Here is a 16,189-nt window from a genome sequence, read left to right as displayed (position 1 = left end):
ACTATTCTATATACCTCTGTTTTTTATTGACAAGCAATCTTGTTCACTCTCGTAGCATGTCTTCCACCTTCAAAAGCAGTATTTAAAAAGGTTTCTACCATTTGTACCGCTTGTTCAATAGCAGTAAATCGAGCAGGAATACTTATAATATTGGCATCATTATGCAAACGAGCTAATTCAGCAATTTCTTTTGTCCAGCATAGTGCAGCGCGTATTTCTTGGTGTTTGTTTACTGTCATCGCAATTCCGTTTCCAGAACCACAAATTACAATACCAAAATCAGCCTTTTTATTCGCTACATCCTCAGCAACTGGATGACCAAAATCAGGATAGTCTACACTATCAAAAGTATCTGTACCATGGTTAATAATTTGGTGACCTTGTTTTTCTAAAAACTGAACGATTGCTTTTTTGTAATTGGGACCAGCATGGTCATTACCGATTGAAATTATCATAATGAGTTGTGTTGTTTATGTGTTACAAAAATAAGTAATTAACCATGGAGTAAAAAAACAGAAGCCAATTATTATTGTTATTAAATGATAGCATTTATAATTATTTAGGAATCAGTTATTTAAAAATCAATTTAAAGTTAATTCTCACCGTTGTTAATAGTATTTTACAATGCATTGATAATCAGGTAACTTTAAATTAACATCAATTGTTAATAAGTAAAAACAAAAAAAGAGAAGTTTTTTAAAAAGGAATACGTTTTTTTTATAATCAAAAATGGAAATGAAAAAATGAGGAATAGTTTTTATTTTTTATTCCAAAGTTATGAGTTTATAAACATCAGTTATTAACATTTTTTAAAAGCAAAGTTATTTACAAAAGACAATAAAAAACAGAAATTAACAGTTGTTAATAACCAAAACACAAAAACATTCTTAAAATTAAAAATCAAGGGGTTATCTAAAAAAAGTGTTGTTAATAGAATTGTATAACTAAAGAAAACTTATAAAATCAAAGGATTAAAAAAAACTTATACCACATATTAACACGCTATCATAACCATCATAAATTTTAAAATTTTAAAAATTCTTTTTTGTTGTTTTTAAATACTGTTGAAAACTTTCATTTTAGTAACTAAACAATTTTTAAATGATTGTCATTATGGAAACGATCTAAAATTTCTTTTGCTTTTTGAATATTTTTAGGATGTACTTTTAATTTGATACCACCGTAGGCTATAGAAGCAAAAGGATCTATAGCTACCAAAGTTTCATTTTCAAAAAAATGAACAATATTTTCTTGATCTAAAAGATTTTTTAAAATATAGGTTTCATGAGGAAAATTAAAAATAGCAATTGTTACAAAATCTTTCATGTGTTTAATCTTTCTATAAAGATAAATAATGTTAGATTTATATTAAAACTTAAATCATATAACTTGCAACTAGTAACTATTTCGTAACTTTCACCATTAATTAAAAATAGAGTCTGTAATTTTTTTTTTTAGATACGGAAAGTGTAAAGGTTATATGCTTGTGTTTCCGTAAAAAATGCAAGACTTACATAAAAAATACAATGAGTAAGAAACCAAAAAAATTAGGTAAAAAGCAAAAAGATTTTACCGCACCAATATTTAAAATATTATCAAAAGAACCTTCAAAGTCATTTAATTACAAACAAATTGCTGCGGCTTTAGAATTAAATGATACGAAAAGCAGAAATGAAATTATACGTGATTTAAAAATTTTAAAATCACAAGATAAAATTCATGAAACCGATAGAGGGAAGTATCAAATTATTTCTAAATCAGAATATTATGAAGGAATTATAGATATGACTTCAAGGAAAACGGGTTATTTTATCTGTGATGAGTTAGAAGAAGATGTTTTTATTCCTTTTATCAATTTGAATCATGCTTTAGATGGTGATAAAGTACGTGCTTATATTTATAATCGTAGAAGTTCGAGAAGACCTGAAGCAGAAGTTTTGGAAATTTTAGAAAGGGCTAAAACCGATTTTGTGGGTGTAATTGATATTCAAAAAAACTTTGCTTTTGTTACTACGACCAATGCAAAAATGTATACGGATATTTTTATACCAAAAAATAAAATTAATGGGGCACAACATGGAGATGTGGTATTAGTTTCTATGGAAGATTGGCCTAAAAAAGCAGATTCTCCCTTTGGAACAGTACAACATGTTTTAGGAAAACCAGGAGAACATAATACTGAAATTCATGCGATTCTTGCTGAATACGGTTTGCCTTACGATTTTCCTGTAGAAGTAGAAGCTTATGCTAATAAAATAGATACTTCAATAACAGAAGAGGAAATAGCAAAGAGACGAGATATGAGAAATATTCTCACTTTTACTATTGATCCAAAGGATGCCAAAGATTTTGATGATGCTCTTTCTTTCGAAGTTTTAGAAAATGGAAATTATGAAATTGGGGTGCATATTGCCGATGTTTCTCATTATGTTAAAGAAGATACTATTTTAGATAAAGAAGCCTATCAAAGAGCCACTTCTGTTTATTTAGTCGATAGAGTAGTGCCCATGCTTCCAGAAGTGTTATCTAATTTTGCCTGTTCGCTTAGACCGCATGAAGAAAAATATACCTTTTCAGCTGTTTTCCAATTGAATCCAAAAGCAGAAGTTGTAGATTCTTGGTTTGGAAGAACCGTAATTTATAGTGACCAACGTTTTGCTTATGAAGAAGCACAAGCTATAATAGAGACAAAGTCAGACATTATTCCTGCAGCAATATCCTTAACTGGAACTGAATATAAAGTACCGCAACCTATAGTAGATGCTACTTTAAAATTAGATGAGTTGGCTAAAATTTTAAGAAGAAAAAGAATGGCTCATGGGGCTATTTCATTTGATAAAGTTGAAGTTAAATTTCATTTGAATCAAGAAGCTGAACCTACAGGAGTCTATTTCAAAGTTTCCAAAGATGCCAATCATTTGATTGAAGAATTCATGTTACTAGCAAACAGAAAAGTAGCAGAATACATTGGTAAACAGAAAAAAACTTTTGTATATCGAATTCATGACGAACCGAATGAAGATAAATTAATGAATTTACAAACAGTAATTAAAAAGTTTGGTTATTCTATTAATTTCAAATCTAAAGAATCCATTTCCAATTCTTTGAATACTTTATTAGAAGAAGTACAAGGAAAAAAAGAGCAAAATTTAGTAGATACTTTAGCGATTCGTACCATGAGTAAAGCCGTTTATTCAACTGAAAATATTGGCCATTATGGTTTAGCATTTGATTATTACAGTCATTTTACATCGCCAATTCGTCGTTATCCAGATGTTATGGCACACCGTTTGTTACAACATTATTTAGATGGAGGTAAAAGTGTAAGTGAGGAAGAATATGAAGAGAAATGTAGACATTCTTCAGATATGGAAAATTTGGCAGCTCAAGCAGAAAGAGATTCTATAAAATACATGCAAGTAAAATACATGCAAGATCATAAAGATGAGGAGTTTTTAGGGGTTATTTCTGGAGTTACTGAATGGGGAATTTACGTTGAAATTATTGAAAATAAATGTGAAGGAATGTGTCGTATTCGTGAAATAAAAGACGATTATTACACCTTTGATGATAAGCAATATGCTTTAGTAGGAGAAGTTTCAAAAAATATTTTACAATTAGGAGATGAAGTATTTGTAAAAGTAAAAAATGCAGATTTAGTTAAAAAACAATTGGATTTCTGGTATTTAAGGAAAAACGAATAGCAAAGAATTAAAATTTAAAATAAAGAATCATGAAAAAATTAATCTATAGTTTATTATTTATAACTGCTTTAGGTTTTTCACAAACTGAAAAACAAGTAGGTGCTTTTTCTAAAGTAACGGCTTTTGATAAAATTGATGTGTATTTAATTAAAAGTACTGAAAACAAGGTAGTTTTAAAAGGAGATAAAAAGGAAGATGTTGAAATAGTAAATAAAAATGGTGAATTAAAAATTAGAATGAGCTTCGGTAAATTATTGCAAGGCGATAATATTTCTGCTACAGTATATTATACTTCAATTGATGCTATAGAAGCGAACGAAGGTTCAAGAGTTTCTTCTAATGATACGTTTGAAGGTGTACTTTTTGAGTTAATTGCTAAAGAAGGTTCAGAAATTAAAGTAAACTTTGAAGTGGAGAAATTAAAAGCTAGAGCATCTCAAGGAAGTATTTTAAAATTATCAGGTAATGCTGATTATGCTGATATTTTAGTTAATTCTGGAGCTCAATATGAAGCTAAAGAATTAATTACCAAACAAACCACTATAACGGGAAATGCTGGAGGTCAAGCAGATGTATATGCTACTGATTTAGTAGATGCCAAAATTAGAGCTGGCGGTACTATTTTAATTCATGGAAAACCAAAGCAAATCAACCAAAAAACCATAGCTGGAGGAACCATAGAACAAGCGAAATAGTTTTTTTTTATGTAACTTCGTGTTTTAAACACGTTTTTTACACTATGTGGCAAGATATTTTAGCAGCAATTCCTTGGGGATTGCTTTTGGCTTTTTCAATAGGACCTGGTTTTTTTGTTTTACTAGAAACAAGTATAACTAAAGGTTTTAGAGCTGCTTTAACTTTAGATTTAGGTATCGTTTTTGGAGATATTTTATTTATTTTAATTGCTTATTTAAGTACCAATCAACTGCTAGAACAATTAAAAGATAACCCCACATTGTTTATTGTTGGAGGTCTAATTATGTTAGGATATGGTTTAATTTCTTTTATTCAATTAAAGAAAACGTATAAAAAAAAACAAGATATTCCTGAAGATGAAGATAATATTCAAAAGAACAATTATTTTGGTTTATTCTTTAAAGGATTTTTAGTCAATTTTATCAACATAGGAGTTTTAGGTTTTTGGTTGATGATTATCATTACACACGGACCAAAAATGCATATGGAAACCCAACGTATTATCATTTTCTTTGGAGCTATTTTATTCTTTTATTTGTTATTTGATATTGCTAAAATTCTATTAGCAAAGCAATTAAAAAACAAATTAACGCCCTTAAATATTTATAAAATTAAACGCGTTATTAGTATTGTTATTCTCATTTTTGGATTGTTTTTTGTTTTACAAGGTTTATTTCCAAATGAAAAACAGAAACTTCAACAACATTTTGATATGTTTAAATAATAAAAAAACCTTAAAGATTATCTTTAAGGTTTTTTTATATAGTAGCAACTATTGTGAAATATAATAGTTACTATTTCTAGTAACTATTATTAAAATAAAGTCTTCTCCCGATAACTTTACTTAATTTTTTCTAAAAATTACACATAAAAAAAGAGCTACTATTTCTAATAACTCTTTCAGAGGCATCGCCCGGATTCGAACCGGGGTAGACGGTTTTGCAGACCGGTGCCTAGCCGCTCGGCCACGACGCCTTTTGTTAGGAGTGCAAATATAATAAAAAGTTTAAAAGTTTAAAGTTTAAACACTAAAAAGTTTTAATTTTCCATTATTTTTATTGCACTATCTTTTTTGTTGTAGCACTATGGTTACTGCTTCCACATCACCACCAATTGGAGGATTTAACTTTGAAACAGCAACTTTAACTTGAGTAACAGTTGGTAATTCTTGTAAGATTTTATCTATAATGCGTTGAGCCACATGTTCTAAGAGTTTTGCTCGAATAGCCATTTCTTCGATTACAATTCGATTTAAATCTACATAATCTACCGTATCATGTAATTCATCTGTTTGTGCTGATTTCTTTAAATTGGTCTTGATTTTTAAATCTACTTTATAATCACTACCAATTTTTCCTTCTTCTAATAAACAGCCGTGATAAGAATAGGTGCGTATATTTTGTAAAATAATAATTCCCATTGCAAATTTTATTTATAATTACTGTCAAAGTTACTATGTTTTTTTAACTTTTAAACAACTTTAAACTTTAAACAATTAAACATTTTCTATCTTTGTCAAAACATTGAAAATTATTATGTCAACGGAAGAAAAATCATTAAATTTTATTGAACAAATTATTGAAGAAGATTTAAAAAAAGGTCTACCTCAAGATAAATTACGTTTTCGTTTTCCACCAGAACCTAATGGCTATTTACATGTGGGTCATGCTAGTGCTATTTGTTTGAATTTTGGTTTAGGAATCGATTATAATGCACCTGTTAACCTTCGTTTTGACGATACCAATCCTTCAAAAGAAGAGCAGGAATTTGTAGATGCAATTAAGAGAGATGTTGAATGGCTTGGTTATCAATGGGATAAAGAATGTTATGCATCGGATTATTTCCAACAATTATATGATTGGGCGGTAGAGTTAATTAAAAAAGATAAAGCGTATGTTGATAGTCAAACTTCTGAAGAAATGGCTATTCAAAAAGGAACTCCTACAACTCCTGGTACTGATTCTCCTTACAGAAATCGTTCGATAGAAGAAAATTTAGATTTATTTGAACGTATGAAGCAAGGTGAATTTGAAAAAGGTACACACGTTTTAAGAGCTAAAATTTCGATGAATGCGAATAATATGTTGATGCGTGATCCTATTATTTATCGTATTATGCATGCTCATCATCATAGAACAGGGAATGATTGGTGTATTTATCCAATGTATGATTGGGCTCATGGAGAAAGCGATTATTTAGAACAAGTATCGCATTCTTTCTGTACCTTAGAGTTTTTACCGCATAGAGAGCTTTACGATTGGTTTTTAAACCAAATTTATGATGAATCTAAGGTAAGACCTAAACAAAGAGAATTTGCACGTAGAAATCTATCGCATACCGTTGTTTCTAAACGAAAATTATTGCAATTGGTTACAGAAGGTCATGTTACAGGTTGGGATGATCCACGTATGAGTACTATTTCTGGTATGAGAAGAAGAGGAATTACTGCGACTGCTATTCGTAATTTTGCAAAAACGATTGGTATTGCCAAAAGAGAAAATTTAATAGATGTTTCTTTGTTAGATTTCTGTGTTAGAGAAGATTTGAATAAAGTGGCACCACGTGTTATGGCAGTTTTAGATCCTGTTAAATTGGTAATCACCAATTATCCAGAAGGACAAGAAGAGTGGTTAGAAGCTGAAAATAATCCTGAAGAAGAAGTAATGACCTATAGAAAAGTACCTTTTTCTAAAGAATTGTACATTGAAAGAGAAGATTTTCAAGAAGAAGCACACAAAAAATTCTTTAGATTATCTTTAGGTACTGAAGTACGTTTAAAAAATGCCTTTATCATTAAAGGAGAATCAGTTGTAAAAGATGCTGATGGAAATATTACTGAAATTCATTGTACCTATGATGTTGATTCTAAATCAGGAAGTGGTTCCGAAGCTAGTAAAAGAAAAGTAAAAGGAACAATACATTGGGTATCTATTCCTCATGCTATTGAGGCAGAAATTAGAGTGTTTGATCGTCTATTTACGCACGAAAATCCAGATGGAAATAAAGAAGTTGATTTTAAAGAGTACATCAATCCAAATTCTTTAGAAGTTATTACTGGTTATTTAGAACCAAGTTTGCAATCAGCTAAAGAATTAGAACATTTTCAATTCCAACGTTTGGGTTATTTCTGTGTGGATAAAGAGTCAACACCTGAAAAATTAGTTTTTAACAAAACAGTTGGTTTACGTGATACTTGGGCAAAAGTAAGTGTACAATAATTTTACTCAAAATAAATTTTAAAAAGGCTAGTTCATGAACTAGCCTTTTTAATTTATATCTGTTATCAATTTTATATTTTAAATAGATTTTTATAATTATAAATTTTAATTATAGTATATTTTATAATAATAGATTTTATATTAAAAATTTGACTTTCATATTTTAAATATAAGACATTTTAAAAAACAGTCTTTATGATTTTATATTTCTATTAGAAAAAGGTTTTAAATCGCTTTATTTTAATTTTTAGTACCAAAATTATTTTTACAAACAAAAAAACCACCAATTTTTAAAATTGATGGCTTCATTTTTAATTTTTGATTCAAATCTTATTCTTCTGAATCTTTTTCTTCTTCTGTTCCTCCAAAAATATCTTTTTTACCTTTATTTTTTGCTTTGGAAGTATTTGCTTTTTTCATCGCTTCCCCTACTTGATTACTTGCTGTAAAACTAGCAACCATATTATTTAACATTTCACTTCCTGCTTGTGGCGAATTAGGTAACAAAATCAAATTGCTATTGGTATCTGCACCAATTGCTTGTAAAGTATCATAATGTTGGGTAACCACAATTAAAGCTGACGCTTCTTGTGAATTGATACCTACTCTATTCAACACATCAACAGATTCCACTAATCCACGAGCAATTTCTCTTCTTTGATCGGCAATACCTTGACCTTGTAATCTTTTACTTTCTGCTTCTGCTTTCGCTTTCGCTACAATTCTAATTCTTCCAGCTTCTGCTTCATATTCTGCGGCTGTTTTTTCACGATCCGCAGCATTAATTCTATTCATGGCATTCTTAACTTGAATGTCTGGATCAATATCGGTAATTAAAGTATTAATGATATCATAACCATAAGTAGACATTGCTTCATTCAACTCTCTTTTTACTGCAATAGCGATATCATCTTTTCGTTCAAATACATCATCCAATTTTAATTTTGGTACTTCAGCACGCACTACATCAAATACATAAGAAGTAATTTGATCGTGTGGATATTCTAATTTATAAAAAGCTTCGTATACTTTTTCTTGTAATACTTTAAATTGAACTGAAACTTTTAGTTTTACGAATACGTTGTCTTTCGTTTTAGTTTCAATGATGACATCCAATTGTTGAATACGAAGATTTACTCTTCCAGCAATGCGATCAAAAACTGGAATTTTTAGTTGTAATCCTGAATTTCGAATACTATTAAAACGTCCAAAGCGTTCTACTATAACAGCTGTTTGTTGTTTTACAGTAAAAAATGAACTCAATAGGATGAACAATCCTAATACAACTACAATAATTAAAAAAGGCATAATGTGGTTTATTTAATTGGTTTATAGTTATTATACGCTTTTTATCGAAAAAAGTTACACGTTTTATTTAATAACCTTATTTTTATAGAAAATTTGGAATATGAAAAAAATTATCTGTTTATTAACCCTTTTCATTACCTTTTCTTTGAATGCACAATATGGTCGACGCGATAGTAATCGTATTGGTCTTTCAGGAGGTATTACACAAATGAGCTTATTTTCTGATCAATTCAATGCAAAACCTGAACTAGGTTGGACCGCTGGTTTTTCATTAAGAGGCAATTATTACAATGATTGGCAAATGGCTTTTGGAATGCATTTTACACAAAGTAAATTCTCTTTAGAATCTTTAACAACTGCAGACGATATTACCTATACAATGTCTGGTGTACAGGTTTTCTTAACGGGAAGTTATATGGTTATTGAGCATCATTTAAGTTTAGAAATTGGGCCTGTTTTACAAGTAAATGGTAAGTTATCGATCGAGGATAATGACAAATTAAAACTATTAAAAGATAGTCCTTTATTAACAGCAAATGATATTGTAGATGTTACTAAAATTAGTGGTAATATTTATGCTGGTATTACAGCCGGTATTGAAAATGTTCGTTTGCATGTAGCGTATCAATATGGTATCAATAATTTTATGAATAATTTAAATAAAAAAGACGATTTAAAAGCGCTTAATGGCAATCAAAAGTTTAAAGCCAATTATGGTATTTTGAGCGGAATGATTACAATTTATTTATAAAAGTAAAAACCCAGCAATTTGCTGGGTTTTTCGTTTATAAACTTTCAATTGCTTTTTTAATTCTTCTAATTGTTTCTTCTTTTCCAATCATTTCAATAATATCAAATAAATGAGGTCCTTTTAAAGCACCTACTACACTTAATCGTAACGGTTGCATCACTTTCCCCATTCCAATTTCATTTGCAGTCATCCAGTCCTTTAAAATCGTTTCAATAGTTACAGCAGTAAAATCAGTAATTTTTTCCAACTCATTAGCTACTTTTTCCATTAAAACTGGTGTTTCTTCTTTCCAATTCTTAGCTGCTTTTTCATCATATGATTTTGGAGCTTCAAAGAAATAATCCGATAAATCATACAACTCTGTTACAAAATTAGCTCTATCTTTTACCAAGGAAACAATTTTTGTTAATTTATCTTCTGACATATCGTGCGCAGTAGAAATATTTTTCTTTGCTAATTCTTTTTGATACATAGCTGCCAATTCAACATCATTTTTCTTCTGCAAATACTGATGATTGAACCACTTATTTTTATCTGGATCAAACTTCGCTCCTGCTTTGTGAATTCTATTCAAATCAAATTTTTCAACCAATTCATCTAAAGAAAAGATTTCTTGCTCTGTGCCATCATTCCAACCTAATAACGCTAAAAAGTTAACTACCGCTTCTGGGAAAAAGCCATTTTCTCTGTAACCCATGGATATTCCTTCAGATGTTTTCCATTCTAGAGGAAAAACGGGAAAGCCCATTTTATCACCATCTCTTTTAGATAATTTTCCATTACCAACTGGTTTTAAAATTAAGGGTAAATGTGCAAATTCTGGTGCTTCCCAACCAAATGCTTGGTATAATAAATAATGTAAAGGTACACTTGGTAACCACTCTTCTCCACGAATCACATGTGAAGTTTCCATTAAATGATCGTCAACAATATTCGCCAAGTGATACGTTGGCATGCCGTCACTTTTAAATAATACTTTATCATCTAATAAATTAGTATCAAATTTTACGTTTCCACGAATAATATCCTGAATTTCTAAAACTTCATTTACAGGTGTTTTAAATCGGATGACATAATGTTCGCCCGATTGTATTCTTTTTACAGTTTCTTCTTTAGAAAGATGTAATGAGGTATCTAATGTATCTCTTACCGTATGATTGTAAATAAAAGTATTTTTATTGGCTTCAGCTTCTTTCCTTAATTCGTCTAATTTTTCAGGAGTATCAAATGCATAATACGCCCAACCGTTAGTGATTAATTGATCTGCATATTGCTTGTAAATTGCTTTTCTTTCGCTTTGTCTGTAGGGTCCAAATTTTTCATTTTTACCAATGGTTTCATCTGGTGCAATACCTAACCATTCTAATGCTTCAAAAATATAGGATTCAGCTTCCGCTACAAATCGAGTTTGATCGGTGTCTTCGATACGAATGTAAAAGGTGCCACCATTTTTTTTGGCAAATAAATAATTGAATAATGCAGTTCTTACACCACCAATGTGTAAAGGACCTGTAGGACTTGGAGCAAAACGTACTCTTACTGGTTTAGACATTTTTTGATAATTTTTGGCAAAGATACAACTATAAAAATTTCAATGAAAAAATTCCAATTTCCTTTATCACATAAATTTTATTTTTATTTCATCGTTTCGGGAACTCTTTTATTCATAACGTTAAACCATAAAGGTGGGAATAAAGCGATGACCATGCTAGTTGGGTATCCAAAAGGCATTTGTGGACTCACATCATGATACTCTAATATTTGGTATTTTTTAGATGCCTTATAATGATGATCGCTATGTCTAGTTAATTCATATAATAAAATTCTTCCCATAATATGATTAGAGTTCCAAGAATGTTTTTCCGTTACTCTTTCATATCTACCTGAAGGTAATTGAGTTCTCTTTAAGCCGTAATGTTCTATGTAATTTATAGTTTCTAGTAATAAAAAACCTACAATTCCTGAACTTGTTGTAAGTAGTAATCCATTAGTATTAAAAATGAAATATACTAGCAATAAATAACTGATTTGAATTATGGTAAACCAAAACATATCATTCTGTAAAGTAAAAAAGGAGTTATGATTTATTTTATTTAATTTTAACTGAATTTGCCAAGCTTTTTTATAAGTACCTATTATGGTTTGGTACCAAAAAGCATATACATTTTGATTGTATTTTGCAGTCGATGGATCTTCAGGAGTCGCTACATGAACATGATGTCCTAAATTATGTTCCACATAAAAGTGCATATAAAAGGTTGGAATTAATAATAATTTACCTAAAATTCTTTCCCATTTCTTTTTTCTATGGCCTAATTCATGTGCTACATTAATTCCATTAGCACCTAATATAATTCCTAAGCTTAAAATAATGCCTATCCACTCATGTATTTCTTTAGATGTGTAAGTTATAAGTTGCATAGTATACCAAATTGATCCGTATACTATTGGAATATTTAAATACAATAAAGCATCAAAAATCCAATTATGCTCTACTCTACTTATCCTTTCTTTATTTAAATTAGTAGCATCTTTTGGTAATATAATTTCTAAAAAAGGTATTAAAATAAAAGCATAAACTACACCCAAATAGCAACAAGATTTTCCAACATAGATTCCTAACAATGATGCTAAAGGTAAGGTATATGCTAAAAGATATTTCATAACTATTTTTAGTTACTAAAGTTACAAATTTTTTTATTCCATTCATATTCAATAAAATCGTAAATTTATCGGTTAAAACTATTGCTTTAGAAATGGAACTTAAAACGGTTATATATCAGAAATTAGAAGCCTTTATAAAAAAGTATTATTTAAATGAATTATTAAAGGGAAGTATTTTGTTTATTGGGTTTGGTATTTTATATTTTATAATTACTCTTTTGATTGAGCATTTCCTTTGGTTATCAATACCTGGTCGAACCATTCTTTTTTGGATATTTGTTGTGGTAGAATTGTTTTTGTTTTTACGTTTTATTTGTTTTCCTATTTTCAAATTATTTCATTTATCAAAAGGAATTAATTATGTTCAAGCTTCCAAAATTATTGGTAGCCATTTTATAGAAGTTAAAGATTCTCTTTTGAATTTTTTGCAATTATCTAATTCTAGTTGTTCTTCTGAATTAGTTTTAGCTTCTATTGAACAAAAAGCGAATCAGCTTTCTCCTATACCCTTTTCTAACGCAATTTCTTTTTCTAAAAACAAAAAATATTTACCTTATGCAATAATACCAGTTTTGCTTTTAGTTTTATTTTTTATTACAGGAAATGCAAATGTAATCACTAATAGTTTGGATCGTGTAGTTCATTTTCAAACCCAATATATAGCTCCTGCTCCATTTCAATTTATAATTTCGGAACAAAATTTATTCGTACAACAAGGTCAAGATTTTACTATTGATGTTTCTACAATCGGAAAAATTATTCCTGAAAATGCGTCTATAGTTATTAATAATGAAACTTATTTTTTAGAAAAAAAAGCGCAAGGTTCTTTTTATTTTACTTTTAAAAACATTCAAAAAGATACTCCATTCTATTTCGAATCTAATGGCATTGAGAGTCAAAATTACCAATTAAAAGTTATTCAAGTTCCTTCTATTTCTAATTTTCAAATGTATCTTCATTATCCTGCTTATCTTAAAAAAACAGATGAACTTATTTATGGTTCAGGTAATGCTATGGTGCCTGAAGGAACTCAAATATCTTGGAAAATTGATGCTCTAGCTACAACAGCAATATCTTTTAAAACTAATAATTCTATTTTTCCTTTTACTAAAGAGGAGGATAATTTCCAGTTTACATCTCGTATTGTAAATCCACTCACCTATGAAATTTTAACTTCTAATCAAAAAATTCAGAATTTTGAAAAACTACAATACCAAATCACTATTGTTAAAGATCAGTTCCCTTCTATAACGGCTGAATTTGTTCCAGATAGTTTGAAAATGAAAAGCAATGTTATATTAGGTGAAGTAAGTGATGATTATGGTTTATCAAAATTACAAGTTGTTTATTATAATAAAAATGATCCTAAAGCATTTAAAACTTTCCCTATTCAATTAAAAAATAATCTTGTAGACCGTTTCATCTATCATTTCCCTGATGGTATAGATTTGTTGCCTGGAATGGATTACGAATATTACTTTGAAATATTTGATAATGATGCAATCAATCACTTTAAAAGTTCTAAATCTATTGTTTTTTCTCATTATGAAAAAACGAAGTCTGAAATAGACGATAGTATTCTAAAAGAACAAAATGAAAATATAAATAGTCTGGAGAAATCTCTACAAAACCAAGACAAGCAATTAAATGAATTAGATAAGTTACAAAAACTAAACAAACAAAAAGAGAATTTATCTTTTCAAGACCAAAAGAAAGTGAATGATTTTATCAAACGTCAAAAACAACAAGATGAAATGATGAAGGAATTTACTAAAAAATTATCTGAAAATCTCGATGAATTTAATCCCGAAAAGATGGATAAAGATAAAGAAGAGTTAATTAGACGTTTAGATGAAGCTGAAAAACAATCTAAAGAAAATGAGGCGTTATTAAAAGAATTAGAAGAGTTGTCCAAAAAATTAGAGAAAGATAAATTATTTGATAAAGCTGATAAATTAAAACAAAACAGTAAAAATCAATCTAAGAATCTTGAACAATTAGTGGAACTAACCAAGAGATTTTATGTCGAAAAAAAGGCTGAACAATTAGCCGAAAAATTAAACACACTCGGAGATAAAGAAGAAAAATTAGCAGATGAAAAAGAAAATTCTTTAGAAAAACAAAAGAAACTTTCAGATGAATTTGACACGTTACAAAAAGAACTATATGACTTAGATAAAGAAAATAAAGAATTAAAAACACCTTTAGATATCCCTTTGGATCAGAATGAAAGTAAAGATATTGAAAACGATTTAAACAAAGCAGAAGAAAATTTACAAAACAATAACAAACAAAATGCAGGTAAAAATCAAAAAGCTGCGGGTTCTAAAATGAAGCAAATGGGTCAAAAGATGGCTATGTCTATTCAAGCAGGTGAAAGCGAACAGATGGAAGAAGATGCTAAAATGATGCGTCAGATTCTTGATAATCTATTATCATTTTCGTTTAACGAAGAAGCATTAATGAATCAGACTAAAAAAGTTGAAACTAAATCCTTACAATTTAATAAAATCTTAAAAGAGCAACAAGATTTAAAAAATCAATTTAAACATATAGATGATAGTCTTTTTGCAATTTCTTTAAGAAATCCAAAAATAACTGAAATAATTTTAAACGAAGTCGGCGAAATTCATTATAACCTAGATAAATCTTTAGATGTTTTGGTAGATAATAATATTTATAAAGGGACTTCACATCAACAATATGTTTTAACTAGTGCAAATACATTATCAGACTTTTTAAGTAATGTTCGCGATCAAATGATGATGCAAAGTAGTGGAGCTGGTAAACCCAAAAAAGGTCAAGGCCAAGGAATGCAATTACCGGATATTATTAAAAAACAAGAAAGTCTAGGAGAGCAAATGAAGAAAGGTATGAAAGAGGGACAACAACCTGGACAAAAGGAAGGACAAAAACCTGGAGCACAAAATGGTTCTAAAGAAGGAAAGAATGGAGAAAAAGGAAACAATTCTAACCAACAAGGTTCATCAGGAGAAGGAGAAGGCCAAAACGGCATGGAAGGTGACGCTGGTAAAGTTTTAGAAATTATTAAAGAACAACAAAAACTACGTGATGCCTTACAAAATGCTTTGGAGAAAGAAGGTATGTCCGGTATGGGTCAAAACGCACTTCAACAAATGAAAGACATTGAAAAGCAACTAATCAACAAAGGTTTCAAAAATGAAACTTTAAATAAGATGCTTAATTTAAAACATGAATTATTAAAGTTAGAAAATGCTATTCAACAACAAGGTGAAGACAATAAAAGAAAATCAAATTCTAACAATAAGGATTACAAGGGAACCACAACTATTCTTTCAAAAGAATTAAAAGATTATTTAAATAGTATAGAAATATTAAATAGACAAAGTTTACCTTTGCAGCCAAATTACAATCAAAAAGTTCAAGAATATTTTAAATCGAATGATTAATTTTAATTACGAAACAGATTTTATTTTAGAAGACGAAGCTGTTTACGCAGGTTGGTTAGAGAAAATAATAATTTCTGAAAACAAGGTTTTAGGAGAAATAGCATATATATTTTGTGATGACGAATATCTTCACAACATAAATATGGAATACCTACAACATGACACACTTACAGATATTATCAGTTTTGATTATACTGAAGGTAGTGTTATTAGTGGAGATATTTTTATTTCTATAGAAAGAGTAAAAGATAACGCAATTGATTTTAATACAACTTTTCCTGCTGAAATTAAAAGAGTAATGGCTCATGGAATCTTACATTATTGCGGTTATAAAGACAAAACAGAATCACAAAGTAATATAATGCGAGCCAAAGAAGAAGAGAAAATTAACATGTTCCACGTGGAACTTTAAAAGTT

General features: G+C 29.2%; 13 protein-coding genes and 1 tRNA gene. 7 read left to right on the top strand and 7 right to left on the bottom strand.

All coding sequences use genetic code 11. The features are described from left to right. Nucleotides 1-23: 23 nt before the first annotated feature. Nucleotides 24-455 (bottom strand): ribose 5-phosphate isomerase B, encoded by a 432-nt coding sequence (gene rpiB, locus FHG05_RS15480; protein WP_140999015.1) that lies wholly within the window; start codon nucleotides 453-455, stop codon nucleotides 24-26. A gap of 631 nt (nucleotides 456-1,086) precedes the next feature. After that, nucleotides 1,087-1,326, bottom strand: a complete 240-nt coding sequence (locus tag FHG05_RS15475) for a DUF2007 domain-containing protein (protein WP_140999014.1) — start codon at nucleotides 1,324-1,326, stop codon at nucleotides 1,087-1,089. Between the two features lie 200 nt (nucleotides 1,327-1,526). Here FHG05_RS15475 and rnr point away from each other — a divergent pair, with 200 nt between their 5' ends. From rnr to FHG05_RS15460, 3 genes are read left to right on the top strand one after another with little or no spacing between them, the layout of a single operon-like run. Beyond that, a complete protein-coding gene (gene rnr, locus FHG05_RS15470) occupies nucleotides 1,527-3,704 on the top strand; it encodes a ribonuclease R (RefSeq protein ID WP_140999013.1) in 2,178 nt (725 codons plus the stop codon). Nucleotides 3,705-3,733: 29 nt separating this feature from the next. Continuing rightward, nucleotides 3,734-4,399 carry a head GIN domain-containing protein gene (locus FHG05_RS15465; protein WP_140999012.1) on the top strand — a complete coding sequence of 222 codons (666 nt, stop codon included), beginning with the start codon at nucleotides 3,734-3,736 and terminating at the stop codon, nucleotides 4,397-4,399. 44 nt (nucleotides 4,400-4,443) lie between these two features. Continuing rightward, nucleotides 4,444-5,124 (top strand): LysE family translocator, encoded by a 681-nt coding sequence (locus tag FHG05_RS15460; RefSeq protein ID WP_140999011.1) that lies wholly within the window; start codon nucleotides 4,444-4,446, stop codon nucleotides 5,122-5,124. Nucleotides 5,125-5,304: 180 nt separating this feature from the next. Here FHG05_RS15460 and FHG05_RS15455 read toward each other — a convergent pair. Together FHG05_RS15455 and folB are read right to left on the bottom strand one after the other, a co-directional pair. Then, nucleotides 5,305-5,375: transfer RNA gene (locus FHG05_RS15455), tRNA-Cys, on the bottom strand. An 88-nt stretch (nucleotides 5,376-5,463) separates the two neighbouring features. Further along, complete coding sequence (folB, locus tag FHG05_RS15450; RefSeq protein WP_140999010.1) at nucleotides 5,464-5,820, bottom strand: dihydroneopterin aldolase; 357 nt, start codon at nucleotides 5,818-5,820, stop codon at nucleotides 5,464-5,466. Nucleotides 5,821-5,935: 115 nt separating this feature from the next. On the opposite strand from folB, the gene FHG05_RS15445 reads away from it, so the two are divergent. Next, nucleotides 5,936-7,618, top strand: coding sequence for a glutamine--tRNA ligase/YqeY domain fusion protein (locus tag FHG05_RS15445; RefSeq protein WP_140999009.1), 1,683 nt, complete (start codon nucleotides 5,936-5,938; stop codon nucleotides 7,616-7,618). A 330-nt stretch (nucleotides 7,619-7,948) separates the two neighbouring features. On the opposite strand, the gene FHG05_RS15440 is transcribed toward FHG05_RS15445, so the two are convergent. Next, nucleotides 7,949-8,926, bottom strand: coding sequence for an SPFH domain-containing protein (locus FHG05_RS15440; RefSeq protein ID WP_140999008.1), 978 nt, complete (start codon nucleotides 8,924-8,926; stop codon nucleotides 7,949-7,951). 100 nt (nucleotides 8,927-9,026) lie between these two features. Between FHG05_RS15440 and FHG05_RS15435 the strand changes: the two genes are divergently transcribed. After that, nucleotides 9,027-9,677 carry an outer membrane beta-barrel protein gene (locus FHG05_RS15435; RefSeq protein ID WP_140999007.1) on the top strand — a complete coding sequence of 217 codons (651 nt, stop codon included), beginning with the start codon at nucleotides 9,027-9,029 and terminating at the stop codon, nucleotides 9,675-9,677. A gap of 34 nt (nucleotides 9,678-9,711) precedes the next feature. Here FHG05_RS15435 and gltX read toward each other — a convergent pair whose 3' ends face one another. Both gltX and FHG05_RS15425 read right to left on the bottom strand, forming a co-directional pair. Beyond that, nucleotides 9,712-11,229, bottom strand: a complete 1,518-nt coding sequence (gene gltX, locus FHG05_RS15430) for a glutamate--tRNA ligase (protein ID WP_140999006.1) — start codon at nucleotides 11,227-11,229, stop codon at nucleotides 9,712-9,714. 83 nt (nucleotides 11,230-11,312) lie between these two features. Next, a complete protein-coding gene (locus tag FHG05_RS15425) occupies nucleotides 11,313-12,341 on the bottom strand; it encodes an alkane 1-monooxygenase (RefSeq protein ID WP_140999005.1) in 1,029 nt (342 codons plus the stop codon). Between the two features lie 92 nt (nucleotides 12,342-12,433). Between FHG05_RS15425 and FHG05_RS15420 the strand changes: the two genes are divergently transcribed. Together FHG05_RS15420 and ybeY are read left to right on the top strand one after the other, a co-directional pair. Then, nucleotides 12,434-15,772 (top strand): hypothetical protein, encoded by a 3,339-nt coding sequence (locus tag FHG05_RS15420; RefSeq protein WP_140999004.1) that lies wholly within the window; start codon nucleotides 12,434-12,436, stop codon nucleotides 15,770-15,772. Then, on the top strand, nucleotides 15,765-16,184 hold the full coding sequence (ybeY, locus tag FHG05_RS15415) for an rRNA maturation RNase YbeY (protein WP_140999003.1): 420 nt from the start codon (nucleotides 15,765-15,767) through the stop codon (nucleotides 16,182-16,184). Before FHG05_RS15420 ends, ybeY begins: the two co-directional genes overlap by 8 nt. The last annotated feature ends 5 nt before the right edge of the window (nucleotides 16,185-16,189 follow it).

The sequence above is a fragment of the Flavobacterium profundi genome (assembly GCF_006491645.1).
Lineage (GTDB): Bacteria > Bacteroidota > Bacteroidia > Flavobacteriales > Flavobacteriaceae > Flavobacterium > Flavobacterium profundi.
Note: the sequence above shows the minus strand (reverse complement) of the source record. Positions and strands in the feature narration are given on the sequence as shown.

Excerpts from the sequence above, each read along its gene's own strand:
- rpiB (WP_140999015.1), bottom strand. The coding sequence starts at position 455 with ATGATAATTTCAATCGGTAATGACCATGCTGGTCCCAATTACAAAAAA.
- FHG05_RS15475 (WP_140999014.1), bottom strand. The coding sequence starts at position 1,326 with ATGAAAGATTTTGTAACAATTGCTATTTTTAATTTTCCTCATGAAACC.
- rnr (WP_140999013.1), top strand. The coding sequence starts at position 1,527 with ATGAGTAAGAAACCAAAAAAATTAGGTAAAAAGCAAAAAGATTTTACC.
- FHG05_RS15465 (WP_140999012.1), top strand. The coding sequence starts at position 3,734 with ATGAAAAAATTAATCTATAGTTTATTATTTATAACTGCTTTAGGTTTT.
- FHG05_RS15460 (WP_140999011.1), top strand. The coding sequence starts at position 4,444 with ATGTGGCAAGATATTTTAGCAGCAATTCCTTGGGGATTGCTTTTGGCT.
- folB (WP_140999010.1), bottom strand. The coding sequence starts at position 5,820 with ATGGGAATTATTATTTTACAAAATATACGCACCTATTCTTATCACGGC.
- FHG05_RS15445 (WP_140999009.1), top strand. The coding sequence starts at position 5,936 with ATGTCAACGGAAGAAAAATCATTAAATTTTATTGAACAAATTATTGAA.
- FHG05_RS15440 (WP_140999008.1), bottom strand. The coding sequence starts at position 8,926 with ATGCCTTTTTTAATTATTGTAGTTGTATTAGGATTGTTCATCCTATTG.
- FHG05_RS15435 (WP_140999007.1), top strand. The coding sequence starts at position 9,027 with ATGAAAAAAATTATCTGTTTATTAACCCTTTTCATTACCTTTTCTTTG.
- gltX (WP_140999006.1), bottom strand. The coding sequence starts at position 11,229 with ATGTCTAAACCAGTAAGAGTACGTTTTGCTCCAAGTCCTACAGGTCCT.
- FHG05_RS15425 (WP_140999005.1), bottom strand. The coding sequence starts at position 12,341 with ATGAAATATCTTTTAGCATATACCTTACCTTTAGCATCATTGTTAGGA.
- FHG05_RS15420 (WP_140999004.1), top strand. The coding sequence starts at position 12,434 with ATGGAACTTAAAACGGTTATATATCAGAAATTAGAAGCCTTTATAAAA.
- ybeY (WP_140999003.1), top strand. The coding sequence starts at position 15,765 with ATGATTAATTTTAATTACGAAACAGATTTTATTTTAGAAGACGAAGCT.